The organism is Stappia sp. P2PMeth1 (genome assembly GCF_900185735.1).
Classification (GTDB): Bacteria; Pseudomonadota; Alphaproteobacteria; order Rhizobiales; family Stappiaceae; genus Stappia.
On sequence record NZ_FYAW01000021.1, the window covers coordinates 109,953 to 135,376 of the forward strand.

18 protein-coding genes and 2 pseudogenes are annotated in these 25,424 nt (G+C 66.9%); 6 read left to right on the top strand and 14 right to left on the bottom strand.

Annotation, left to right across the window (positions count from 1 at the left end; translation table 11 throughout):
• Nucleotides 1-16: 16 nt before the first annotated feature.
• Together P2PM1_RS14310 and P2PM1_RS14315 are read right to left on the bottom strand one after the other, a co-directional pair.
• Nucleotides 17-2,011 carry a tripartite tricarboxylate transporter permease gene (locus P2PM1_RS14310; RefSeq protein WP_186399516.1) on the bottom strand — a complete coding sequence of 665 codons (1,995 nt, stop codon included), beginning with the start codon at nt 2,009-2,011 and terminating at the stop codon, nt 17-19.
• A gap of 108 nt (nt 2,012-2,119) precedes the next feature.
• Nucleotides 2,120-3,217 (bottom strand): tripartite tricarboxylate transporter substrate binding protein, encoded by a 1,098-nt coding sequence (locus P2PM1_RS14315; protein WP_244293169.1) that lies wholly within the window; start codon nt 3,215-3,217, stop codon nt 2,120-2,122.
• A 160-nt stretch (nt 3,218-3,377) separates the two neighbouring features.
• Here P2PM1_RS14315 and P2PM1_RS14320 point away from each other — a divergent pair, with 160 nt between their 5' ends.
• Both P2PM1_RS14320 and P2PM1_RS14325 read left to right on the top strand, forming a co-directional pair.
• Complete coding sequence (locus P2PM1_RS14320; RefSeq protein WP_186399517.1) at nt 3,378-4,052, top strand: response regulator transcription factor; 675 nt, start codon at nt 3,378-3,380, stop codon at nt 4,050-4,052.
• Entirely contained in the window at nt 4,052-5,419 is a 1,368-nt protein-coding gene (locus P2PM1_RS14325; RefSeq protein ID WP_186399518.1) for a sensor histidine kinase, read from the top strand. Before P2PM1_RS14320 ends, P2PM1_RS14325 begins: the two co-directional genes overlap by 1 nt.
• 9 nt (nt 5,420-5,428) lie before the next feature.
• Here P2PM1_RS14325 and P2PM1_RS14330 read toward each other — a convergent pair whose 3' ends face one another.
• The 7 genes from P2PM1_RS14330 to fabI all read right to left on the bottom strand — a co-directional run bounded on the left by P2PM1_RS14330 (nt 5,429) and on the right by fabI (nt 13,599).
• Nucleotides 5,429-6,283 carry an alpha/beta fold hydrolase gene (locus P2PM1_RS14330; RefSeq protein ID WP_186399519.1) on the bottom strand — a complete coding sequence of 285 codons (855 nt, stop codon included), beginning with the start codon at nt 6,281-6,283 and terminating at the stop codon, nt 5,429-5,431.
• Between the two features lie 169 nt (nt 6,284-6,452).
• On the bottom strand, nt 6,453-7,106 hold the full coding sequence (locus tag P2PM1_RS14335; protein ID WP_186389223.1) for a 3-oxoacid CoA-transferase subunit B: 654 nt from the start codon (nt 7,104-7,106) through the stop codon (nt 6,453-6,455).
• Nucleotides 7,107-7,116: 10 nt separating this feature from the next.
• Nucleotides 7,117-7,770, bottom strand: a complete 654-nt coding sequence (locus P2PM1_RS14340) for a CoA transferase subunit A (protein WP_186389222.1) — start codon at nt 7,768-7,770, stop codon at nt 7,117-7,119.
• Nucleotides 7,767-8,945 (bottom strand): acetate/propionate family kinase, encoded by a 1,179-nt coding sequence (locus P2PM1_RS14345; RefSeq protein WP_186395245.1) that lies wholly within the window; start codon nt 8,943-8,945, stop codon nt 7,767-7,769. Before P2PM1_RS14345 ends, P2PM1_RS14340 begins: the two co-directional genes overlap by 4 nt.
• The gene (locus P2PM1_RS14350; protein WP_244301522.1) at nt 8,942-10,306 is read right to left on the bottom strand and encodes a bifunctional enoyl-CoA hydratase/phosphate acetyltransferase; all 1,365 of its coding nucleotides are present in this window, start codon (nt 10,304-10,306) and stop codon (nt 8,942-8,944) included. The genes P2PM1_RS14345 and P2PM1_RS14350 overlap by 4 nt, the downstream gene beginning before the upstream one ends.
• A 7-nt stretch (nt 10,307-10,313) precedes the next feature.
• A complete protein-coding gene (locus P2PM1_RS14355; RefSeq protein ID WP_186399521.1) occupies nt 10,314-12,824 on the bottom strand; it encodes a DUF3141 domain-containing protein in 2,511 nt (836 codons plus the stop codon).
• A gap of 10 nt (nt 12,825-12,834) precedes the next feature.
• A complete protein-coding gene (gene fabI, locus P2PM1_RS14360; RefSeq protein WP_186389218.1) occupies nt 12,835-13,599 on the bottom strand; it encodes an enoyl-ACP reductase FabI in 765 nt (254 codons plus the stop codon).
• 178 nt (nt 13,600-13,777) lie between these two features.
• On the opposite strand from fabI, the gene P2PM1_RS14365 reads away from it, so the two are divergent.
• The gene (locus P2PM1_RS14365; protein WP_244301525.1) at nt 13,778-15,256 is read left to right on the top strand and encodes a pyruvate kinase; all 1,479 of its coding nucleotides are present in this window, start codon (nt 13,778-13,780) and stop codon (nt 15,254-15,256) included.
• Nucleotides 15,257-15,464: 208 nt separating this feature from the next.
• Here P2PM1_RS14365 and P2PM1_RS14370 read toward each other — a convergent pair.
• The 5 genes and pseudogenes from P2PM1_RS14370 to P2PM1_RS14390 all read right to left on the bottom strand — a co-directional run.
• Nucleotides 15,465-15,662: pseudogene (locus tag P2PM1_RS14370) on the bottom strand (transposase); the annotation flags it as partial.
• A 61-nt stretch (nt 15,663-15,723) separates the two neighbouring features.
• Nucleotides 15,724-16,311 carry a hypothetical protein gene (locus tag P2PM1_RS14375; protein ID WP_186399523.1) on the bottom strand — a complete coding sequence of 196 codons (588 nt, stop codon included), beginning with the start codon at nt 16,309-16,311 and terminating at the stop codon, nt 15,724-15,726.
• A gap of 39 nt (nt 16,312-16,350) precedes the next feature.
• On the bottom strand, nt 16,351-17,394 hold the full coding sequence (locus tag P2PM1_RS14380) for a transporter substrate-binding domain-containing protein (protein WP_186399524.1): 1,044 nt from the start codon (nt 17,392-17,394) through the stop codon (nt 16,351-16,353).
• Between the two features lie 96 nt (nt 17,395-17,490).
• The gene (locus P2PM1_RS14385; protein WP_186399525.1) at nt 17,491-18,576 is read right to left on the bottom strand and encodes an amino acid ABC transporter permease; all 1,086 of its coding nucleotides are present in this window, start codon (nt 18,574-18,576) and stop codon (nt 17,491-17,493) included.
• On the bottom strand, nt 18,573-19,736 hold the full coding sequence (locus P2PM1_RS14390; RefSeq protein WP_186399526.1) for an amino acid ABC transporter permease: 1,164 nt from the start codon (nt 19,734-19,736) through the stop codon (nt 18,573-18,575). Before P2PM1_RS14390 ends, P2PM1_RS14385 begins: the two co-directional genes overlap by 4 nt.
• A 94-nt stretch (nt 19,737-19,830) precedes the next feature.
• Between P2PM1_RS14390 and P2PM1_RS14395 the strand changes: the two genes are divergently transcribed.
• The 3 genes and pseudogenes from P2PM1_RS14395 to P2PM1_RS25815 form a co-directional block, all read left to right on the top strand.
• Nucleotides 19,831-20,457 carry a winged helix-turn-helix domain-containing protein gene (locus P2PM1_RS14395; RefSeq protein ID WP_244301526.1) on the top strand — a complete coding sequence of 209 codons (627 nt, stop codon included), beginning with the start codon at nt 19,831-19,833 and terminating at the stop codon, nt 20,455-20,457.
• Between the two features lie 494 nt (nt 20,458-20,951).
• A complete protein-coding gene (locus P2PM1_RS14400; RefSeq protein WP_186399527.1) occupies nt 20,952-23,063 on the top strand; it encodes a hypothetical protein in 2,112 nt (703 codons plus the stop codon).
• Nucleotides 23,064-24,433: 1,370 nt separating this feature from the next.
• Nucleotides 24,434-25,123, top strand: a pseudogene (locus tag P2PM1_RS25815) (SIR2 family protein); the annotation flags it as partial.
• Nucleotides 25,124-25,424: the final 301 nt, after the last annotated feature.

Genomic DNA, 25,424 nt, shown 5'->3' on the forward strand with positions numbered 1-25,424 from the left:
GCGGGCCGGAACACGATCAGCGGAAGGGCCAGGGCAGGTCCACGGCATCCTGCAGCACGCCCGAAGGGAAGTTGAGGGCCAAGGCCCAGGCCAGCAGCAGGATCGCTCCGGCGACACCGGCGGTCATCAACCCGGTCATGACCGGACCAGCCTTGGCACGGACCGTCAGGAAGATCGGGAAGAAGACCAGCATGGCCGCGTAGAAGCCGATCAGCGCCGTCAGGGCGACGAGACCGGCGATCCATACCAGCCCGCCCCACAGATTGCCAACCCCCTCCTGGCCGACATGCTCGCCGGTCAGTTCGGCATCGAAATGCGAATGATGCCCCGTCTTGCCGCGCGCCAGTTGCGGGATCAGGATCACCAGCATCGTCAGGCCGACCAGCGACACCGACAGCGGGAAGACCTGCGCCAGGAACCCGTGCTTCAGCGAGTCCGTCAGGGCCACCACCAGCAGCACCGCCATCGCCGCGGCAAAGCCGATCTGCGGCAGATGCGCCTTGAAGGTCGGCACGTCCGGCGCATCGTCCGCGTTCGGCACCACGTGGCCATGCTCGTCCACCCGGTTGCGCAGGCCGAACCAGATCGAGGCCAGCGTCATCAGGGCGATGACGATGACGCCGGGCCGGAAGACGAAGTCCCAGCCGTTGAACTGCAGCGCCTGGTAGAGATAGGTCTCGGCCTGCGGCGCCAGCACATAGCCGATCAGCAAGGCCGGACGCGGCCAGCCGAAACGCTTCATCAGCACGCCCAGCACGCCAAGCGCCAGCAGCGCCACCAGATCGGCCAGCGAGCGCGTCGCCTGGAACGCGGCGAAGCAGATCAGCACGATCATGAAAGGCGCCAGCCGCTGGAACGGCACCTGGGTCAGCTTGGAAATCGGGATCGCCAGCGCCAGGCAGATGCCGGCGCCCATGACATTGGCGAGGGCCAGCGACCAGATCACCGAATAGGTGATGTCGAGGTCGGTGCCCACCATCGACGGGCCGGGCTGGATGCCCAGCAGCACCATGCCGCCGAGGAACACCGCCATCGACCCGGAGCCGGGGATGCCGAACAGCATGGTCGGCAGCAGGGCACCGCCCTGCATCGCGTTGTTGGAGCTTTCCGGCGCGATGACGCCGCGGATGTCGCCCTGGCCGAAATGCGGATCCTTCTTGACCGTCTGCACCGCATGGCCATAGGCGATCCAGTCCACCACGGACCCGCCAAGGCCCGGAATCGCCCCGATGATGCAGCCGAAGCCGGAACAGCGCATCGACAGCCAGACATTCGCCCACCAGTCGCGCAGACCCTGGAACCACCCCGAGCCCAGCGCATTGCCCGAGGCGATGGCCGAATTCCGGCGCAGCAGGTCGGCGATCTCCGGGACGGCGAAGAAGCCGAGGCCGACGATCACCAGCGGGATGCCGTCATAGAGATAGTCGAAGCCGAAGATCATCCGGAACTCGCCGGTGGCGGGCGCCCCGCCGATCGCCCCGATAACCAGGCCGATGCAGCAGGCGGCCAGCCCCTTGGCAAGGCTCCGCCCGGCCAGCACCGCGACCATGGACAGGCCGAACAGCGCCAGCATGAACAGTTCCGCCGAACCGAAGGACAGGATCAGCGGCCGCGCGATGACGACGAAGCCGGTCAGGATGATGGCGCCGAAGATGCCGCCCGCCATCGACGAGATGAAGGCCGCCGACAGCGCCCGCGCCGCCTGCCCCTTGCGGGCAAGCGGAAAGCCGTCCAGCACCGTCGCCTGACTGGCCGAGGACCCCGGAATGCCCATCAGCACGGAGGCGAACGTGTCGGAGGTCGGGATCACGGCGACGAGGCCGATCAGCATCGCCAGCGCGGAAATCTCGTTCATTCCGTAGAGAAAGGGAATGAGCAGCGACAGGCCGGCGATGCCGCCGAGGCCGGGAATGACACCGACCAGCAGCCCGACCGAGACGCCAATCAGCATGTAGAAGAGATGCTGGAACGACAGCAGCGTTCCGAGCGCGGACAAGAGGGTGTCGATCACGGTGAGCGCTTCCGTGTTTGCCGGGCAGTCGCAACAAGGCCACCCTTCGGCGAAGGGAGAAGGCGGGCCCCTGTCAGGGCCCGCCCCGTCTGGTCGGAAGGAGTGGGATCACTCGCCGAGCTTGACGCCGTATTCGCTGCTCAGCATGTCCGCCACCTGGGCGCGCACTTCCGGCGCGATGGTGGTGCCCTTTTCGAACAGCGCCTGGGCCAGCGCGCCGGTGACCTGCCCATAGGTGCCGAGCACCGCTTCGGCATTGGCCTGGTAGTCCGGATCGGCCTTCATGTCCTCGAAGGCCTTCTGATAGGCCGCGACGATCTCGTCCGACGTGCCCTTCGGCAGGAACACCATCTTCTGCGCCGGGAAGCCGGCGGTGAAGAAGGCGAAATAGGCCGCATATTCGGGGCTCGACGGCGCGACGCCGGTCAGCATCTCATAGGCTTCGACGAAGGACGGCAGGTCGGGGAAGGTCGGATCGCGGACCACGTTGCCGGCCTCGTCGAGCACGCCCCAGCTAAACAGCGGCACCGCCTCGCCGGCATCGACCAGCGGCTGCACGTTCTTGAGATAGGCCGACGAGGTCTGATAGTCGATGTTCACCTCGCCCCGCTCGAAGGCCAGACGGCCGTCGCCGCGCCCCTTGAAGCCGAAGACGTGCTGCACCTTGAAGTCCATCAGGCGGAAGCCGAGCAGCGGCACAAGGTCGAGCGAAGTCGCGCCCTGGCTGGCATAGACCAGCTCCTTGTCCTTGAGCATGGCGATGTCTTCCGGCCCCTTCAGACCGAGCTTCGGCGTCGTGTAGACGACACCGCCGGTGGGGCCGGCCATGGCGATCCGCCAGTCCTTGTACTCGTAGCGCACGCGCGGATCGCCCAGGAGATAGGGGAACTGCGTCGAACCGGAGGTGCCGAGGATCATCAGCCCGTCGGGCTTCGCCCGCGCCGCGAACAGGTTGGTGCCCTTGGTCGAGCCGCCGCCGGACTCGTTCACGACGACCACGGTCGGGTTGCCCGGCAGATACTTGGACAGCAGCGGGGCGTTGAACCGCGCCCAGGTGTCCGAGCCGCCGCCGGCCGAGAACGGGATGATCCATTCGATGGTCTTGCCGGCAAAGCTGACTTCGGCCGTGGCCGGTCCGGCCAGAGCGAAAGTCATTGCGCCGGCGGCAAGCCCGAGCGCCACGCGCCGCGTGATAGTGAGTTTCATTGTCATGTCGTCCTCCCGTAGAGACAGTAGCACACCCCCCTGCCCCTTCGGGCAGTATTGTGCGAAACCGCGCTTGATTTCTCCTCCCAAGCGCGGCCTGATCGCGGAAACTAGGCGCGGTTCCTGTCCGCAACCTGTCGTGCTTGCAAAAAGGCGTTTCATGCGCGTGATCTTGATCGAGGATAATCTCGACCTCGCCAAGGGAATAACAAATGCCTTGAAGGATCAAGGGCATGCCGTCGACCATATCGACGACGGGCTGGATGCCGACGCCTTCCTGTCGACGCTGGCCAGACAGACCACCGACGTGGCGATCATCGACCTCAACCTGCCGCGCCTGTCGGGAATCGACATCATCCGCCGGCTGCGCGCCCGCGGCGACACGACGCCGGTGCTGATCCTGACCGCGCGCGGCAAGACCTCCGAACGGGTGCAGGGGCTCGACGCGGGCGCCGACGACTATCTGGTCAAGCCCTTCGACATGGAGGAACTGATCGCGCGCCTGCGCGCCCTGTCCCGCCGCCGCCCGCAGGTCGCCCCGGCGCAGGAGGTGATCGGCCAACTGGTCTATGACCGCCAGAAGCGCATCGTGTCGCTGGTCGGGCAGAGCCTCGACCTGCCCCGGCGCGAGCTGGCGCTGTTCGAGCTGCTGCTCGACAAGCGCGGCCGGCTGATCGAGAAGGACCGGATCGCCGATGCGCTCTACGGCACCGGCGCCCCGGTCGATCCGAACGCGGTCGAGCTTCTGGTCTCGCGGCTGCGCCGGAAGATCGACGGCTCGGGCGTCGTGATCCGGACCGCGCGCGGCCTCGGCTACATGCTGGACGAGGGCTGATGTTTCAGCGTCTTTCGCTGCGGGGGCGGCTGTTCCTGCTTCTCATCCTGCCGCTGGTCTTCGTCGCCGCTGCCGCGTCCCTCGCCCGCTACCAGTTGGCGACGCGCCTGTCGCAGGAGCTCTACGACAACACCCTGCTGGCGGTGGCGCTGACGATCTCGCGCGACGTGGTGATCTCCGAAGGCGACGTGCTGACCGAACGGCTGCTGGACGAACTGACCACCGCCCTCGGCGATCCGGTCTACTACCGGGTGAGCGGGCCCGGCGGCAGCTTCGTCACCGGCTATTCCGACCCGCCCGACAAGCCGGCCGGCGCACTCGTCGACGGCGGGGCGCCGCTGTTCTTCGACAGCGAGTCGCTCGGCCAGCCGGTGCGGGCCGTGGTGCTGCGCGAGTTCATCAGCGAGCCGCAGTTCGGCGGCTGGGTGACCGTGGAGGTCTGGCAGACGGTGCGCCAGCGCGAGGCCCTGTCGCGCTCGCTGGTCTCGCAATCGGTCATGGTCGTCGGCTCCATCATCCTGACGGCCGCGGTGATCCTGTGGTTCGGCATCCAGATCGGGCTGAAGCCGCTCCTCGATCTGCGTCACGCGATCGGCGAGAGAACGCCCGACGACCTGCGCCCGATCCGCCGCTGGGTTCCGCCGGAACTGCGCCCGCTCGTCGAGACCGCGAACTCGCTGTTCGACCGCCTGTCGCAGGCCTTCGCCCTGCGCGACGGCTTCATTTCGGATGCCGCGCACCAGATGCGCAATCCCGTGGCGGCGATCCAGGTCCAGGCCGAGGCGGCGATCAGCGCCCCGACCGAGGCGGAACTGCGCGCCCGCGTCAAGGATCTGGCCGCCACCGCGCGGGCCACCAGCCGGCTGACCTCGCAGTTGCTGTCGCTCGAACGGGTGCGCGGCCGCAGTCTCAAGACGCTCATCCAAAAGGTCGATCTCGTCGACCTGATCCGCAACAAGGTCCTGCCTTTCGCCGAGACGCAGTTGCGGCGCGACGTGGACGTGTCCTTCGTCGTCACCGGCGAGGCCCGCCCGGTCGACTGCGACCCCGTGCTTGTCGAGGAGATGACGGTCAACCTGCTGGACAACGCCGACAAATACGCGCTGCGCCCGCAAGGACGGCTGCAGGTCTCGATCGACTTCGAGCCGCACTCGGTGCGGATCCGTTTTGCCGACGACGGCCCCGGCATTCCGCCGGAGCTGCGGCAGCGGGTGTTCGACCGCTTCTTCCGCATCGACGAGGACCATTCGCGCGGCTGCGGCCTCGGCCTTGCGATCGTCAACGACGTGGCCCGCGCCCATGACGGAACGGCCCGCTGCTTCTCCGACGAGACGGGCATGGTCTTCGAGGTGGCGTTCGAACGCTGAGCGCGACGATCATCCGGCCGCCCGTTCGGCAGCGCAGGCCTGTCCCACGGCGGCCAGCCAGTCCTCGATCGCGCGCAGGGCCTCGGGCTCGTCCAGGAACGGGATATGCCCGCGATCCGGGATTTCGGCGAAGATCATGTCGGGGCGGCGGCGGCGCATCTCCTGCGCGGTGGCGCGCGCCAGCACATCCGAGGCCTCGCCGCGGATCAGCGCCAGCGGCAGCCCCTGGCAGGCGTCGAACAGCGTCCACAGTTCGGGCAGCGGCGTGGCCATCGCGGTCTCGAAGGCGAGGCGCAGGGCGGGGTCGTAGGGCAGGCCGAGCCGACCGTCGAGCTGGACATAGTGGCGGATGGCTTCCTCGGCCCAGCGCATCGGCGGCACCCCGTGAAAGCCCGGCATCGCCGCCGGCATGCGGTCGGCGACCTCGTCCAGATCGGCCACCGCCGGCTCGATGCCGATATAGGTGCCGATCCGCTGCAACCCGTCGCGTTCGACCACCGGCCCGACATCGTTGAGGCAGAGCCCGAGCACGCGCGAGGGCTGGGTCGCGGCGATCACCAGCCCCAGAAGCCCGCCCCGCGACGAGCCGAGGATCGCCGCCCGGTCGATGCCGAGATGGTCCAGCAGGGCGACGGCATCGCCCGCCTCCTGCGCCACGGTATAGGTGGCGGGATCGGCCCAGCCCGAACCGCCGCGGCCGCGGCTGTCGAGCCGGATCAGGCGCACGTCCTCGGGCAGATGTCGCGCGAGATAGTCGAAGTCGCGGCCGTCGCGCGTCAGGCCGGCCAGGGCCAGCAGGGGCAGGCCCCGACCCGTGTCGCGATACGCCAGAAAGGTGCCGTCCCCGGCCTTGAACCTGTGCATTCCCCTCCCCTGGGCGGTCCCCTCCCCCGTGCAGCCCGTCCCCGCTCCGCATCGGCTCCGGTCCGCATCGGCGGTTGTTGCAGCCGGCAAGTCCCTGCCGGTCTGGTGTCGCGCCTCGTGGGCGGCGACGCAGGCGCCGCGCGAGGGATCGCTCGGGGCCGGGACGTCCTCAGGCGAGGATCACTTCGGGAACGTCGTCGGGGATCACCAATGCGGCCTCGGTCGCGGCGCGAATGTCGTCGACAGTGACGCCGGGCGCGCGTTCGCGCAAGACCAGACCGGCCGCCGTCGGTTCGATGACCGCAAGGTCCGTCACCACCAGGTCGACCCGGCGCTGCGCGGTCAGCGGCAGGGTGCAGCGCGGCACGATCTTCGACTGACCCTTGGCGCTGTGCTGCATGGCGACGATCACGCGGGCCGCCCCGGTGACCAGATCCATCGCCCCGCCCATGCCCGGCACCATCTTGCCCGGCACCTTCCAGTTCGCCAGATGACCGGCTTCGTCGACCTGCAGTCCCCCCAGCACCGTCATGTCCAGGTGCCCGCCCCGGATCAGGCCGAAGCTCATGGCGCTGTCGATGCTCGCCGCTCCCGGCACGGCGGTCACGAAGCCGCCGCCCGCATCGGTCAGGTGGCGATCCTCCATCCCCTCCGGCGGTCGGGCGCCGAGACCGATCACGCCGTTTTCGGCCTGGAAGAACACCCCAAGATCGGCGGGCACGAAATTCGCCACCATCGACGGCAGGCCGATGCCGAGGTTTACCAGCGACCCCGGCCTGATTTCCCGCGCCACCCGGCGGGCGATGAATTCCTTGGCGTCCATGTTCCCCTCCTCAGGCCGCGCGGATCAGCAGGTGATCGACCAGGACGCCCGGCGTCTTGACCGCGTCGGGCGGGATCACCCCCACCGGCACGATGCTTTCCGCCTCGGCGATGACCGTGCGCCCCGACAGCGCCATGACCGGGTTGAAATTCTGCGCCGTGAGCAGATAGCTGAGGTTGCCGACATAATCCGCCTGCCAGGCGCCGATCAGCGCGAAGTCGGCCTTCAGCGGCGTTTCCACCAGATAGCGGTTGCCCTCGACGGTGACGATCTGCTTGCCGGTCTCCACTTCGGTGGCAAGGCCGGTCGGCGTCAGCACCCCGCCGAGCCCCATGCCGCCGGCGCGGATGCGCTCGACCAGCGTGCCCTGCGGCACCAGTTCGCAGGTGATCTCGCCGGCGATCATCTTGGCTTGCGTCTCGGGATTGAGGCCGATGTGGCTGGCGATCACATGCCGGACGAGGCCGGCCGAGATCAGCTTGCCGACGCCCTTGCCGGGCATCGCCGTGTCGTTGGCGATCACCGTCAACCCGCCGACGCCCCGTGCCACCAGGGCATCGATCATCCGCTCGGGCGAACCGACGGCCATGAAGCCGCCGATCAGCAGGCTGGCGCCCTCGGGGATCATCTCCGCCGCGGCCTCGGGTCTCAACGCACCTTTCATACGGCCTCCATCGCGCCCAGGGCCGCGCGGGCGGCACGGGCGATCACCAGTTCCTCGTTTGTCGGAATGACCATCACGGTCGTGCGGGCGAGATCGGAAGAGATCACCCGCGCATGCTTCGCGTTCCTCGCATGATCGATCTCGATCCCCATCCAGCCCAGCCGTTCGCAGATCCTGGCGCGGATCAGGCACGAGTTCTCGCCGATGCCGCCGCAGAACACCAGCGCATCGATGCCGCCGAGGGCAGCGGCCATCGCCCCCACCTCGCGCTGGCAGCGAAAGGTGAAATAGTCGATGGCCTCGGCCGCCTCGGGCGTGCCGGCGGCCTCGAGCGTGCGCATGTCGTTCGACAGGCCGGACAGGCCGAGAAGGCCCGACTGCCTGTAGAGAAGGTCGGAGATCTCGCCGGCCGTCATGCCCTTCTGGTCCATGAGATAGAGCAGCACGCCGGGGTCGAGCTGCCCGCAGCGCGTGCCCATCGGCAGGCCGTCGAGCGCCGAGAACCCCATGGTCGAGGAGACCGAACGGCCGTCGGTGATCGCGCACATGCTGGCGCCGTTGCCCAGATGCGCCACCACCACCCGGCCCTGGGCAAGGCGCGGCGCGGTGCGGGCCAGCTCCCCGGCGACATAGTCGTAGGACAGACCGTGAAACCCGTAGCGCCGCACGCCCTCGGCATAGAGCGCGCGCGGCAGCGCGAACGTGTCGTTGACGAAAGGGTGGCTGCGATGAAAGGCGGTGTCGAAACAGGCCACCTGCGGCACCCCCGGAAACGCCGCCCTCGCCGCGCGGATGCCGGCAAGATTGTGCGGCTGGTGCAGCGGGGCGAAGGGAGACAGCCGCTCCAACTCGCCGAGCAAGGCCTCGGTGATCGGTTCGGGAGCCTGCCGGTCCGCGCCGCCATGCACGACGCGATGGCCGATGGCGAGCAGCTCAAGATCGGGCCAGCGCGCCCGGAACGCGTCGATGACGGCGGCCATCGCGCCGGCATGGGTGGTCAGATCCCCGGCGGCGGCCGGGATTTCGGCCCCGTCCGCGTCCGTGAGGCGCAGCAGGGCCTGCGGCCCGATCCGGTCGGCCAGGCCCGTCGCCACCGGCGCATCGCCGGTCTGCGGGAACAGCGCGACCTTCAGCGACGACGACCCGGCGTTCAGCGTCAGCACCGCGCGGGTCATCTGGCGCCCGCGAAATGGCGGATCGCCGCCACGGCACAGGAGGCAAGGCGCGACATCGGGCTGTCGGAGCGGCTGTTCAGGATCACCGGCACCTTGGCGCCCAGCACCAGCCCCGCCCCCTCGGCATGGCTGATGAAGGCCAGTTGCTTGGCCAGCATGTTCCCCGCATCGAGCCCCGGAACGACAAGGATATTGGCCCGCCCCGCGACCGAGCCCTTCAGCCCCTTGGTCCGCGCGGCCCCCATGTCCACCGCATTGTCCATGGCCAGCGGCCCCTCGACCTGACCGCCCTTGATCTGGCCGCGGTCGGCCATTTTCGACAGCAGCGCCGCATCGATGGACGACTGGATGGCCGGGTTGACGGTTTCGACCGCCGACAGCACGCCGACGCGCGGCTCCATCCCCAGGGACAGCGCCAGGTCGATGGCGTTCTGGCAGATGTCCATCTTGGTGGCGAGATCCGGCGCGATGTTGATCGCCGCATCGGTGACGAACAGCGGTTCGGGATGGCCCGGCACGTCCATCACGAAGACATGGGTGAACCGGCGCCCGACCCGCAGGCCATGGGCCTTGTCGAGCATCGGCTTCAGAAGATCGTCGGTATGCAGATGCCCCTTCATGACGGCCGCCGCGCGGTGGTCATGGACCAGCCTGCAGGCCAGTTCGGCCGCGGCCGCATCGCCGGCCACGTCGATCACCTCGATCCCGCCGAGATCGGCCCCGATTTCGTCGGCCGCGCGCCGGATCGCCTCGGCCTCGCCGATCAGAATGGGCGAAATGACGCTCTCGCGGGCGGCGAGCAACGCCCCGCCCAGCGATTTCGCCTCGTTCGGGCAAACCACGGCGGTCGGCAGCGCGGGCAAGGGCCGCGCGCGCTCGAGCAGCGCCTCGAAATGGCGATGGCGCTGGACCACCAGCCCCGGCACCTCGACATCCTCGCGGTCGAACTTCTCGACCGGGGCGATGACCTCGGCCTCGCCGGTCAGGATCTGGCGGCCGTCGGCATGGGTGACCTCGGTCCTCAGCCGCACCATGCCCTCGGCCTTGGACACCACCTCGGCACGCACGATGACTTCCTCTCCGGCATGGGCGCGGGTGTGGAAGTCGAGGGTCTGGCGGCGATAGAGCGTCCCCGGCCCCGGCAGTTGCGTGCCGAGCACGGCGGAGATCAGCGACGCCATGAACATGCCCGGCGCAATGCGCTCGGCCGTGCCGTTGCCGTCCACATCGGTGTCCGTCAGATGCATCGGGTTGGAATTGCCCGAAGCGGCGGCGAAGACGAAAAGATCGTCGGCCGTGATCAGACGACGCAGCTCGGCGCGGTCGCCGGGCTGCATTTCGTCGAAGGTGCGATTTGTCATGCGCATCTCAGCCCTCGCCACCGGGAGTGGAGACGGGCTTGCCGCGTCGGGGTTTCGCCGTGCCGCCGGCCGCCGGCGGCACCGTCTCGAGCATCGCTGCCGGCTCCAGTGTCGGAGGGACCTCGGCGGGCGCCGACAGCGGATCCCGCGAGACGTTGCCGATCAGCGGATCCAGCCCCAGTATCTCGCGGAACCGCTGCAGCAGGACCACCGTGGTGGGCAACATTTCCTCGGTGTCGCCGGCAATGTACTGCACCGCCTGCATGGCCAGTTCGCGTTCGTTCCTGTCGCCCAGCAACAGCGGCAGGGTCTCGATCGCGCGCTCGGGCTCGAACGTGGCGATCAGTGTCTGCTGATGGATGATCATCGCGCGGCGTTCCGCGCCCAGACTGCGGAAAGGTTCATCCCTGGTCAGCACATGCGCCGAGCGCTCCAGCCGGTCGCGCCGGACCTGGCGGCGGTTCTCGGCCATGAGCACCAGCATGCGGATCACCGCTTCGCAGAAGCCGCCCAGTTCGACGGTCATCAGCGCAGTGGCAACCTCGGGCAAGCCGCGCAGCTCGTTCTGGTTCTTCAGGGTCCGGCGCGCCTCGTGGGTGCGGCCGAAGGCACGGCCCCAGGGGCTGCCCCAGATCGAATGGAAATACAATTCGTACCCCATGTCGCGGCTGTCGCGCAGGAAGTCGATCATGGTCTCCGTGCCCTGCACCCAGAAGGCTTCGGCGGCGAGGAAGGGGTTGCCGGCGGCGGCCTTGCGGCGCTCCGCCTTGACCTTCGCGGCAAGGCCTTCGACCGGTTGCATCGCCGGGTTGCTGCTGGAGGCGAGCGCGCGGGTCAGGCGCATCGGATGCAGCGCGCGGCTCATCTCGGCCCCGCTCTCGGTGACCAGCGAGCGCACCACGGGCCGGACGATCGCGTCGTAGAGCTGCGCCTGCACCTCGGCGGCACGGGCAACGGCGGCGAACGGACGCTGGTCGTCCAGCCCGTCGCCCAGCGCGCGGATGTCGTCGAGCGTGCGTTCCGCGAAGCCGACGGTGAAGTGGGTGTGCCCGTCCTTCTCGGTCACGTCCTCGATGGTCATCTCGTAGAGGCCGGGGGCCAGGGCCTCGATCGTCTTGAGCGTGGAGGCAACCTCCGTGTGCTCCTTCTTGGCGATCTGCGACGAGACGAAGATGCCCAGATGCCCGACCTGTTCGTGCACCATGTAGACGATGCGCTGGCCGCGGATGCGGATCTCGTTCACATCGGCATAGGTTTCGGCGACCCAGTTCAGCGCCTGTTGCGGCGGGGTGATGTTGTCGCCGTGGCTGGCGAAGACGATGATCGGCGCGCGGATCGCCTTCAGGTCGACCGGGCGTCCCGGCTCGATGCGGGCCTCGTTCTTGACCAGCCGGTTGCCGACGAACAGTTGCTCGACGATCCACTTGATCTCGGCTTCCGTCATCAGGAAGAAGCCGCCCCACCATTTCTCGAACTCGAGGAACGCCTCGTCGCCCTTGTCGATGTCGCGGAAGAGGTCGGTATACTTGCGGAACAGCGTGCGCGCCGGATTGAGAAGCTCGAAATTCTGCACCAGATGCGCGCCGTCGAAGATGCCGCCGCCGAGATCGGACAGGAACATCGGGATCCAGGTGCCGCCCAGCACACCGGCATTGTAGCGCATCGGGCTCTCGCCCACCTTGCCGGCCCAGGGCGCGACGGGGGCGCCGTTGATGACGATGGGGCCGGTCAGGTCCGGATTGGTGGCGGCCAGCAGCAGCGTCGCCCAGCCGCCCTGGCAATTGCCCGTCACCACGGGCATCGACGCCCTGGGATGGCGGCGCATCACCTCGCGCACGAAGGCGGCCTCCGAGCGGGTGACGTAGGACAGGAACTGCCCGGGCTCCGGCATCCGCCGGAAGGCGACGAAATAGACCGGATGCCCCTTCCGCAGGGCGACCCCGACCTGGCTGTCGGCCTTGAAGCCGCCGATCCCCGGCCCGTGGCCGGCCCGCGGGTCGATGATGATATAGGGGCGCCGGGCGTCGTCGATCGTGACGCCGTCGGGCGGCAGGATCTTCAGCAGCATGTAGTTCGACGGATAAGGCAGGTCCCGGCCATCCATGATCACGTCGTAATCGTAGATCAGCACGGGCGGGCAGCCGGCCTCTTCATGCGCCAGAAAGATATCGCCGCGCTTGCGCAGCGTGTCCATGGTCAGGATCGTCCGTTCCCAGGCATCGCGCAGGTATTCTGCATAATCCGTGTGCAGCCTGCCCTCGGCCTGCGCGGCCCGCAGCTTGTCCATCAGCGAGCGGGCGGTCTCGACCGCCGCTTCGGCCCGGCGCGAATGGCCATCGGCGATCCGCTCGGACTGGCGCGAGGCGGCCGTGGTCAGGACGGTCAAGATGGCCGAACCGGCATCGATCTCGCCGTCGGTGGCGGTCATGGTCTTCTGCATCGCGGAGAAGAGATCGCCCTTGGAGCGCAGAACCTGCGACTGGCGGAAGGGATCGAACAGATCGAAGACATTCGCCATGGGGGTCTCCTCAGGCCGTGATCGAGAAGCCGCCGTCGATGTCGTGGACACCGCCGGTCAGGTTGCGGGCCTCGGGCGAGGCAAGGAAGGCCGCAACGGCCCCCACATCCTCGATCGTCGCCAGGTGATGGATCGGCGCGCGCTCGGAGGCGGCCGCCAGAAGTTCGTCGAAATGGTCGATCCCGCTCGCCGCCCGGGTCTTCAGCGGCCCCGGCGACAGGGCATGCACCCGGATGCCCTTTTCGCCCAGCTCGGCGGCGGCATAGCGGACGGCGCTTTCCAGCGCGGCCTTCACCGGGCCCATCATGTTGTAGTGCCGCACCACGCGGGAGGAGCCGAAGAAGCTGACCGACAGGCAGCAGCCGCCCTCGGTCATCAGCGGTTCGGCCGAACGGATCATGCGCAGGAAGGAATGGACCGACACATCCATCGCCATGGCGAAGCCTTCGGCCGAACAATCCACCACCCGGCCGTGAAGATCCGCCTTGGGCGCGAAGGCGATGGAGTGGACCAGCGTGTCGAGCCGTCCCCAGCGATCCGCGATTGTCCCGAACACCGCTTCGAGCTGGCCGGGCCGGGCCACGTCGAGCGGCAGCATGATCTCGGCCCCGAGGTCCTCCGCGAGAGGGCGGACGAAGCGCTCTGCCTTGTCGTTCAGCCAGGTGACGGCGAGGTCCGCGCCCTGGGCCCTCAGCGCCTGCGCGCAGCCATAGGCTATCGACTGATCGTTGGCGATCCCGACAACCAGCGCCTTGCGGCCACTCAGAGAGAACATTCCCGCCTCCATCTTGCTGACGGTTACAAGTTGCGATGGACAGGAGTCAGATTCATGTCGGATTGGCGACAGATCTACGAAGGCCTGCACTCGCCAGCTCCCGCAAGCAAGGTTCATGCAACCGTCCTTCACACCACCGTCGCACTGCCGTGAGAGGGGAATCCGAAAGGAGTGTTCCGTGCTGCCCGAAGACCTGTCCGCCCTGTCCCGTGAACTGGATGCGCTTGCCGAGGCGATTGCCGAAGACGCGGCGGCGATCGCCGCGCCCTGGCAATCCTGGCTGGAGGGGTCGGACTTTGCCGACAGCGCGAGCAACCTGTCGCACTACCTGGCCCTGCGTCACCGCGACCTGCGCGACCTGCAACAGCGCCTGATGGCCGCCGGCCTGTCGTCGCTGGGCCGGTCGGAAAGCCGCGTGATGCCCACGATGGCCGCCATTCGCCGCGTTCTCGCGCTGGCCTGCGCCAGCGAACCGGCGGCCCTGCCGAACGGAGCCGGCGATTTCTTCGCCGGACAGGCGAGGATTGCCGCCCGCGCCAATGCGATCCTCGGCCCCTGCGGACCCGAAAGCCCGGTGCGCCTGATGGTCACGCTTCCCTCCAGCGCGGCCAAGGCTCCGGAGTTTGCCGCGCACCTGGCGGGTCTCGGCGTCGAGGCCGTGCGCATCAACTGCGCCCATGATGACGAGGCCGCGTGGGCGGCCATGATCGCGCATGTCCACGCCGCCGAGGCCGGAACCGGCAGGCGCATGCGTGTCGTGATGGACCTGCCCGGTCCCAAGATCAGGACCGGCACGCCGCGCAAGGCCAAGGCCACTCCGCGGCTGCATGTCGGCGACCATCTGGCGATCGCGCGCAAGAACCGGGTTTCCGACGTGCCCGCCTCTCTCTCCGCCATCGAATGCGAGCTCGACGCCGCCCTCGACGCGACGCGGGTCGGTCACCGCATCCATATCGACGACGGCAAGCTGTCGACGCGGGTGCTCACGGTCGAGGAGTGGGGCGTGCAGGTAGTCGTGGAGGCCGGACCGGGAGAGAAGGGCTACAAGCTGAAGCCCGAGAAGGGCATCAATGTTCCCGATGCCGAACTGGCCGTGCCGGCCCTGACCGACGACGACCGCGCCCTCCTGCCCTTCGTCGCCCGCCATGCCGACGCCATCGACTTTTCCTTCGTCCAGACGCCGCAGGACGTGGCCGACCTGCAGTCGGCCCTTGCGGATCTGCGTCCCGACGACTGGCACAAGCTCGGCCTGATCTTGAAGATCGAGACCCGGCTGGCCCTCAGGAACCTTCCCTCGCTCATGGTCGCCGCCGCCGCGCGGCAACCGGCGGCGGTGATGATCGCCCGCGGCGATCTCGCCGTGGAAGTCGGCTTCGCGCGGGTGGCGGAGATGCAGGAAGAGATCCTCTGGCTGTGCGAGGCGGCCCATCTGCCCGTCGTCTGGGCGACGCAGGTGATGGAGAGCTTTCTCAGGACCGGCGTTCCCTCGCGCGGGGAAATGACGGATGCCGCGATGGCGGTGCGGGCCGAATGCGTGATGTTGAACAAGGGCCCGTTCCTGCTGGACGGGATCCGCATGCTCGACAGCCTGCACCTGCGGATGGGCGAGCACATGGCGAAGAAGTCGCATTTGCTGCGGCCGCTGCGCTCCTGGTGACACCCGGCGACAGCCGGCCAGCGCCCCCCAGGGCAGGCGGCGACGGCGGGACTTTACGCGCCCACCGCAAGATAAACGTCGCAAAATACTCCGTCCTCAGACGTTTTCACGCAGCATACTGATGTAGCTGACCAGAGGCGGCGCACGGCGGGTCAGATATGCAGCGACATGACAGTCTCACGATCAAGTACAAGCACCATCATAGAAGATGCCGTTTCACGGCAAGCGCCCTGCCGAGGCGTAGCCGGCTCTGGGCATTCGGGAAGAGGGGCAGGACATAGGTTCGGCGCCGGATCTACTCGTTGAGGCGATCGAACCTGTTGGTCGACTTCAGGTGCTTGTGGTGCTGGCGCGGCAGCCGAAGGAAGGTGGGAGCCTGTTCGATGTTTTCCTCCGCCCAGGCGGTATCGCACCGCCCCGCGCCCTCCCCTGCGGGCATGCGCGATACGCTTGTCGTGACACTGCTATCAGGGGCAGTCGGCCCGCGGAGGGTTTGCAAAATCGACGAGCCAGGCAGACTGGAGATCGTTTTCCACCGATTCGGGAAACTGGCGGCGCAATTGCGTCACCGCCTCGATCGGTGTCAGACCCTCTTCGATCAAATGCATCGCGGCCACGAGGCCGCTGCGACCTGCGCCATGGTGGCAGCACATGCCGACGGACCCGCCAGAGGCGAAGATCGCGGCAAAGGCCGGTGACAGGCGGTGCCATGCGCGCAGGAAGGACGCGCCAGGGACCGAGTAATCCAGGATCGGCAAACGGACACCGCGCAGGCCACGGGCGCGCAGCGCGCCCCGCAGCAGTGACATCGCATCCGTTGGCAGTTCATCGGGCTGGGGTAGAATCAACAGCAGCGCCATGCCCGCCGATACGGCATGGTCGAGGGTAACCTCCATTCGCTCAGGAGAGATCAGGGCCTGACCGCGCAAGTCGGTCTCCAATCCGGGAAAGCCCATCGTGATGACTTGACCGCCACGGGGGTGCGGGCAGATCGCGCGCACGGAACTGTCGCGATCGTCGGTTTCCGGTGTCTGTAGCATGGCAGGGCCGAACAAGGGCGCGCGCCCCGAAAGCCGGGGCGCGCTGGAGCGGGATCAGCGGATCGGATAGGGATACATCAGGCCGCCATCGGCCGCGGCGGCGTTGGGCGTTTTCGCACGGTTCAGGCCAAAGGGCGTGTCGACGCCGAGGTGACGGTCGAACACCTCGCCATAAGACCCCACCTGCTTGACGATCTGGTACGCCCAGTCAGCAGGCAGGCCCAGCTTCGCGGCCATGTCGGTGGTGGCGCTGTCGGCCCCGAACATGCGCTGCACGGCGGGCGGCTGGTCGGCGAGATCGGCCACGATCGCGTCGATATTGGCCGAGGTGATGCCGTGTTTGTCGGCGTTCAGCATGACCTGAAAGCCCCAGAACAACGCGGCCTCGAAGGCTTGATCGGGGCGAGCCACCAGGGTCAGCGGCTCGTTCGAGATGACCTCGGGCAGGATGACGAAGTCACCCGGGTTCGGCGCAAGCTGGCGGTCCGCCGTCAGGGCGGTCACGTCCGAGGCGTAGACATCGCATTTGCCCGAGAAGAAGGCCTCGAGGCGGGCGGTCTTGTCGGCGATGTTCTCGACCCGGTAGGCCATGCCCTGCGCGCCGAACCAGTCCGCAATGTTGAGAAGCGTGGTTGAGCCGTCCTCGGCGCAGACGCTGGAACCATCGAGCTCCGCCGCGCTGGACACGCCAAGTGACTTGGGAACCATGAAGCCCTGACCGTCGAAGAAGGTCGTCACGACAAAGACCATGCCCTCGTCGGCATCGCGGGTGCCGGTGCGGGTGATGGAGCGCGATGCCATATGCGCCTCGCCCGCGACGATGGTCTTCATCGAATCGGAAAAGCCGATGCCACGGATATCGGCCTTGCCGGCGTCACCCAGGATGGCAGCGGCGGCCATACGGCAGAAATCGACATTGAAGCCCTGGAAGATGCCGGTGCTGTTGGGCACCGAGAAACCGGGGGCGGTCGGGCTGACAAGACAGATCAGGCTGTCTTTGGCCTTGATGTCATTCATGACGGGCCCGGCAAGGGCGGGGGTCGTCGCGGCAACCAGGAGAACAGCGCTGGCGGACATGAGGGTTTTTGCGGCGGACATGGGAAACTCCTGCGATTGAAAGAGGAGAGTATCAGCGTATGCCATTACATGTATACAGGTATATTTCATCAGTTTAATGACAATTCTGACGGGTCCTCAGCGGCTTTTCGCGCCCGCGCTGCGGTGCAATTCGCGACCGACCCAGGACAGGAAAGCACAGGACAGCAGGAACCAGACCCCGACAAAGGCATAGGCTTCCAGCGCAAACTGCCCCCAGCCGGGTTCGCTGAAGGCCATGCGCGCCGTAGCGGTCAGATCATGTATTCCGAGGACCACGACCAGCGACGTATCCTTGTAGGCCCCGATCACCGAGTTGACCAAGGCAGGCAGGCTGCGGGTCAAGGCCTGCGGCAACAGGACAAGCCGCATCGACTGCACCCATGACAGACCCAATGCGGATGCGGCCTCTTGCTGGCCGCCGTGCAAAGATTGCAACCCACCCCGCACATCTTCGGCGAAATAGGATGCGTGGAAGAACACCAGCGCGATCAGCGTGGCCAAGACCGGGCTGATCCGGGTGTCCGGCGGCAAGGTCAGCGGCAGAACGAAGACACCGACGAACAGGACGGTGACCATGGGGAAGCCCCGCATCCCTTCGATGTAGACAATGGCCGCGCGGCGCAGCACCGGCCAGCGGGTCTGGTGGCGCAGAACGGCCAGTACAACCCCCAGCGGAAAGGCCAGCGCGATCGCGATGACCGAGAGGATCAGCAGCACCGGCATACCGTTCCACCGCGACATGTCGACCGGCACAAGCCCGGCGAAGCCGCCACTCATCAACAGGAAGGATGCGGGGATCACCGCGCACCACATCGCCATCAGGGCCGTCGAGCCAAGGCCCCGCAACCGCCCGGTCATCCGAAGGCCGACCGCGACGGAGAGCGCCAGCAGCACGGCGCAGACCACCGCTGGGCGCCAGTGCTCGGCATAGGGATAGGTGCCGAACAACATGAACCGGCTTTTTTCGGCATAAAACCGCCAGCAGGCGCCCGACGCCCCGGTGCAATCTGCCATCGGACGCAGCGGAGAGACCGCCGAGAGCAAAGCCCAATCCAGGAGCCCCCAAGCGACAAGCGCCGCAACCGCAGCGCTGACCAGCGAGACAAGAGCCGTCACCGGCGTTCCGGCCCATTGCTTCAGGATATCGCGGCGTGCCTCGGGGGGTGGGGATGGGGGAATCATCTGGATTGTCCGGTGCTGCGGGCGCGCAGACTGTCGTTGAGATGGTTCATCCCCCAGGACGTCACCAGGCACAGTCCCAGATAGAGCCCCATGGTGATCAACATCACTTCCAGCGGGCGGAAGGTCTGGTTGATGATTGTGCCGCTGACCGACATCAGGTCGGAATAGCCAACCGCAATGGCGATGGAAGTATTCTTGATGAGGTTCACGTACTGGTTGATCATCGGGGGAATGATGATCCGCACCACTTGCGGCAGTATGACGAAACGCGTCACCGACCTCGGTGCCATCCCCAGCGCCATCGCGGCCTCGATATGGCCGCGCGGCACTGACAGGATGCCGCCGCGCACCACCTCGGCGACCTGGGCACCGTGATACAGGCCAAGCGTCAGCAAGACCACCATGAACTGGATCGAAAACCGGGCACCGCCCTCGAAATCGAAACGCCGGAGTTCCGGAAGATCGGGCACCATGGGCGTGCCGAAGGCAAGGCCGAAGGCCAACGGCAGCCCGAACACGGCGGCCAGAACCACCGGCAGGACGGGCAACTCCCGGCCCGTTTCGCGCTTGATCCGGCCAGCGTGACGGTGCCAGAGCACCGCAACCGCACACGCAAGCGCCAGCGGCAGGAGCAACCAGGCCTGCCGCGGATCAGCCTCGATCGTCGGCAGGTATATCGAGCGGTTGCTCAGATGGATCGGCCCGATCGAAATCGCCTCCCGTACGGAGGGCAACCCGCGCACGGTCATGACATAGAGCACCAGCAGAACAAGGATCTTGGGCAGGTTTCGAAACAGTTCGACATAGAGCATGGCGATCAGACGGCCTGCCGGACTGGGTGTCACGCTGACCAGCCCCATCAGGACGCCAAGCACCGTGGCAAGCACCAGCGCGCAGACCGCCAGAAACACCGTGTTCAGCAGGCCTGCAACGATCACCCGCCCGTAGCTGTCAGAGGCGCTGGCGCGTATCAGGCTTTCGCTCAGATCAAATCCTGCGGTCTGGGCCAGGAACCCGAAGCCCGGCGTCATTCCGGCCGCCTGCATGTTCAGCCAGATATTGAGACCGAGTACAGCAAGACATGTGAGGATCGTCCCGACAAGCACGATACCGATCCAGTCGCGCGTGGCGCGGCTCGTCGAGGGCGGACTGTGTTGCATGACGCAAGCCTGTGAAGTAGCATATCGATGTTGCACACTTGTATACAGGTTTTGTGTTCGGTCTGTGACACGCATTCGCCGGAATGAGACACCAATGACCATTAAAATGGCCAAGCCACGCGCCGACGACATCGCAGAAGCCATCCGCAAGCGGATCTGCCTGGATGTTCAGGACGGTCAGGGAATGCTGCTGGAAGGCGCGCTGGCCGAAGAGTTCGGCGTATCCCGCACCCCGGTTCGGCAGGCCCTCCAAAGGCTGACTTATGAGGGGCTGATAGAAGTGCGGGCCGGTGTCGGCTCGGTCATCAGCGCGATGGAGCCTTCCCAACGCGACATGCATTTTTTGGTTCATGGCGAATTGCTGGGCCTTGTGGCGCGATTGCCCGATGCACCCGTTCCGACAGAGATCCAGCGGCGTCTCGACATGATCTGCGCCCAGGTCATTTCGGGCAGGTCTACGGATATCGAAAGCCAGTATTCCCTTTTCACCGAGTTCAATGCCCTCCTGTCACGGCTGATCCCGGACCCTGCCATTGCAGATGCGCATCTCATCAGTGGCTGGCGGATTGTGCGCTGGTTGCTCGCGGATATGCAGACTGGCCAAGGTAAGCCGCTGGAGGTATCGCTCGACCGCTTCTGGACCACATGGCGCACCGAAGGGAGCGGGCGGGCATCCTTGTTCCGGGAAGCCTCGAACAGGTTTCTTGCCAAAGGCGCATGAGGGGCGGCGGCGCGGGTGGGCCGAACTGCGCGGCGTGATCCGCGCGCAGCCGGCAGCCGGGGCCTTCGCAGGATCCAGGCCGACGGCTTCCTGCACTCCGACCGTCCGCTTGGGGCCGGTCGCTCCGGTCCGCTCATTCGCCGATGGCCCGCCGCACCTGCCCCCCCAGCCTCCCCCCCAGCCTCCCCCCAAGCCTCCCCATTTTGCAGAACGTGATGCAAACGACCGCAAGGGGCCTGCCTTCCAAGCCGGAGGGCACCTGGCCGCCTTTCGGCGGCCGTGCGGAACCGCGCGCGCCCTGTTGGACGAAGCGCCAGGCTGCGCCGGCGCCAGCCTGTCCTCGCCCGGCTTTACATATGCATCCCGAAGATGCCACTCTCACCAGACATTACGTAGCGTTGCATTTTGTGGATTGTCCCCGCCCCCACCGGGATCCGATTGCAGACCCGTCGATTTGACGGGCAGGCCCCGCCTGCCGAACAGGATATTTCGGAGTGTTCGCCTTGATCGAAAACCGTCCCTCGCCCTGTCCGGTCCTGCTTCTCGGCGATCCCGCAACCGACCATTTCATCCTCGAAATTCCCCCGATCGGCGGTCAGACCAGCCCGGACTGGGCACATTACGGCACGTGGAAGATGTGGACCCGGTATGGCGGAGTGCACATGACACACGACATGCTCCGCAAGCACGGCTTCGTCGTGACCATGGCAGGTCCGAAGACACGGCCGGGCAGCCCGAACGCGGGTGACGGGAAAGCCGGCGGCGGCACTATGACTCACGTCGAGTCTCTCGCCCATGTGCGCTATGTCGATGCCTCGGGCCAGTTCCTTGAGCACCGCCCGAAAGCGCCGCTCGAATTGCGCATTTCCGGTTTCGGCGGCTATCGCGAGAGCACGCGGACCGCGCTGCCGCCTCGGATCTCCGAAACCTGCCCTAAGGGAAGTTGGCCGATCGTCGTTCTCAACGACGCGGGCGGCGGCCTGCGCGAGCGCGAGGATATCTGGGGTCCGCCCTTGTCCGATGCACCGGCGGCCCGGCGCACACTCCTGCACAAGATGCACCTGCCCCTCGGCGAGGGGAGCCTGTGGATCCGCATCGCGGCGCTGCACGACCAGACGCGGGTCCTCATCGTCCACGCCGAAAACCTGAGAGCCAGCGGCGTTCGCCTTGCACGCGGCCTGTCGTGGGAACGCGCCGTCGAGGATCTGTCGCGGCAGGCAGCGGTGAGCGACGGGCTCGTGCCGAAGCTCCTGTCGGGCTGCGACCACATGCTGGTGCTGTTCGATGTCGAGGCCGCGGCGATCCTGAGCGGCAACGCGACGTCCGCCCCGACCCTCGACCTGCTGTTCGATCCGGGTTTGGCCGAAGGCGATGTCGAGACGGAACAGGCCGGCGACCTGTTCGGAAAGATGAACAGCTTCACGACGGCGCTCGCGCGCGGGATCGCCGATGCCGGGCAACCGCTCACGCTCGACGCGCTGCGCAAGTCCGCCCTGAACGCCCTTGCCTGGCAGCGCGCTTTCGCGCAAGGCCGGCTCGTGGAACGCGGCAGCCAGTTGGACTTTCCGGTGCCGGTGCCGACGCAGCAGCACGTCGCGCGCTATCGCTGCGCGATCAACCTTGCCGCCGAAGACCCGGCCGCGCGTGTCGCGATCCCTCGTCCGGAAGCGAACGACACGATCGCCCGACAGGTCGTGCGCGAGGGCTTGGGCGTCCTTTCGAGCGTTCCCTCGGCCCGCTTCGGCAAGTTCTTCACCGTCGATCGGACGGAAATCGAGGGCTACCGGGCGATCAACCGTCTGATCCGGGGCTATCTTGCGGATCACGGCGCGACGAAACCTCTCTCGATCGCGGTCTTCGGCCCGCCGGGCGCCGGAAAATCCTTCGGCATCAACCAGATGGTCGCGCCGCTCGGGCTCCCGTTGAAGGTCTTCAATCTGTCGGAGGCGGCGGCCGAAGATCTGCCCGGCTTTTTCCACGAGATCCGCGACGAGAACCTCAAGGGCAAGACGCCGCTCTGCTTCTTCGACGAGTTCGACGCGCACGGGCTCTCCCTCGTGCCGCATTTTCTCGCGCCGATGCAGGACGGGACCTTCCGGGAAGGCGCGCGGCTCCATCCGATCGGACGCGGTCTGTTCGTGTTCGCGGGCGGCACGAGCCACAAGTTCAAGGACCTGAACGCCAGGGCCGCCGAAAAGCCGGAGCGGAAGCTGACGGACTTTGTCTCGAGGCTCAGCGGCCATATCGACGTGCGCGGCCCCGATCCGGACGACCGCGGCGCCGATGACGGCGACAGCGATCACGTCCTGCGCCGCGCCATCCTGCTGCGCAGCATGCTGGAACAGCGGGCGCCCTCCGTCATCGACAAGGCCAGCGGCAAGGCCTCGATCGACGACGGCGTTCTCGACGCCTTTCTGAAGATCCCGAGCTTCCATCATGGCGCGCGGTCGATGGAAAAGATCATCCAGATGAGCACGCTCGGGGCCCGCGCCGCGCGCTACGCGGTATCCGACCTGCCCGAGACGGACCAGCTCGGCATGCATGTCGACGCCGACGCTTTCCAGCGCCTCGCCCTGGGCACGTCGGACCCGACCAGGCACGGATAGGCGGACGCGAAGACGACGTTCGAGGGGGGCGACGCATGACGACAAATCCGACAACGGGCGACGAAGACAAACGCGACTTCTTCGAGGAATTGCGCGAGCAGTTGCGCTACTGGCCCTACACGATCCACCAGATCGACGACACGCTCGACATGAGCCTGATCGAGGGCAAGGGCAAGCAGCTTCTGTTCCAGGCGATCAACAGCCGCAACCTCACCACGTTCATCGGCTCGGGCTTTTCGGCGAGCTTCGGCCGGCTGAGTTGGCGGGAATGGCAGACGCTGCAGATCGACGTCGTCTGGCGCGCGGCCGAGTGTTTCGAGACGCTCATCGAACAGTCCCAGATCGCGCTGGCGAGGAGCCTCCACATCATCGATCCGGATCTCGACCAGACGGCATTCGACGCCGGCCCGGATGGAAGTTCCGAAGTCCTCAAAGCAATCAGGCCCCTGCGCCGGCGGGTCTTCGGCACTGACGTCGTCGACCGCACGAACCCCAAGTCGCCCCTGATCGCGTCCTTCACCATCGGCGACGCCCGCAACGTCGCGCGCTGGATCACCAGCCGCAAGCGCCAGGTCGACTATGCCCGCGCGGATGTGCGCCGGCTGAAGCGCACCTTCGAACGGGCCAAGAGCAGAAGCGGCAGCTTTCCCGGCGGCGAGAGCCTGCCGATCCTGTTCGAGATCGCCCAGCAACTGCACGACCTGCTGCAGCGCCAGTCGGGCCTGTTCCTGCACAAGCGCGACATCACGCCGGACGACAAGGACGAGATCCTGAGACGCAACGCGCTCGGCTGTCTCGGGGCCAGCGACAATGCGGCGCCGATGGACAGCCTCAAGACGCTGATCGGCGCCCTGCGCGGCACCGGCCCACGGCGGAAGCCGTTCTACCGCAAGATCTACGGGTGCTTCGAGGACAGCCTGATCGCCTATTACCGGCAAGCCCGCAAGGCCGAGATGCAGATGTCCTTTTCCGATCTGGTGAAGGTGCTTCTGGTCGACGAGACAGCCCATGCCGAACAGAGCCTGTTGGGCGGCCTGCGCTATGGCCGGGACAGCGGCCGGTCGGATTCGAACGGTCATAGCGAACGGCTTGTCGACGAGATACGGCGCGCGCTGGCCGTGCTCGACACGGCCAAGCTCGGGCGGCGGATTCCCGGCATCCGCCAGAAACCCGAGCGCTACCGGGTTCTGGCGCCGTTCCGCTGCCGCAACATCCGCAAGATCCTCAATCGAATCCCCAAGGATCAGCCGCACTGGCGCGACATCGCGGCCTTTGTCGGCGACAACCTCCAGGACCAGGCGGCCGAGTCCGGCCAGGCGTCCGGACACGACCAGACATTCCTGACACCGTCCTCGCGCTTTCTCGCCGGCATGCTTCTCGCGCTGGTGAAAGATCCGATCAAAAGCCTCAAGACCGGTCCGCGCGAGGGCCTTCCCCAACTCACCATCTTCGACGAGGTGAAACCCGACGATTTCCGCTCGCGGCGCTCGGTCGTTTCCGAGCGCTTCGACCCGCTGGTCAAGACCGCGCGCAAGCTCAAGATCAGCCGCTTCCTGACGACCAACTACGACTTCGAGATCGAGCGCTATTTCCAGGACGCGGGATACCGGCGGTTCGAGCATGAAAGCCGCGACGGACCGACCGACGGAAGTCCGTTTCCACGCGGCTACATGGATCTGCGCAGCCACCGCTCCGACAGTTTCGGCAGCGTGTTCCGCGACCTGACCTTCCGCCGCGAGACCGCGTCGGATCTCGTCAGCTTCTCCGTCGCCGACGAAGGCGCCGACGCCTCGGTGTTCCATCTGCACGGCCGGGCAAGCAGCGACGAGGACATCGTCGTGACGGAGGCCGACTACATGGACCTCTACCTGCGCCGCGACGCCATGCGGGAGATGGTCGACGAAGGCATCTCGGTCGCCTTTTCGGGCGCGCCGATCCTGTTTCTCGGGCTCGGCATGACCGAGGCGGATCTGCTGCGGCCGCTGCGCCAGTTCATCAGCGACCGCGACCGGGAAGTCGGCTACACGTCCATCGTCCTGTTGCCGGCCGAAGAGGACGAGGACGCTCGCGCCAAGACGAGCACCGCCCTCTATCTTCGCTACGGCGTGCACACGATCTTCTTCGGCGGCGGCCAGGTCGGCATCGACGGCACGCAGCAGGATCTCGACTGGCTGCACAAGACCCTGGCCCTCGTCGGCGCGCTGAAAGCGATTGTCCAGGATCGCCGCGACGCGCTCGACCGCCATCGCAAATCCGGATCGCTGCCAGGTCTTAAGCAACCGATCGACGGCCTGAGCTTGAAAACGAAACATGGCGAGGACCTGACCAATCGCGCGGCGCTGTTCAGGCGCCTGCAAGACA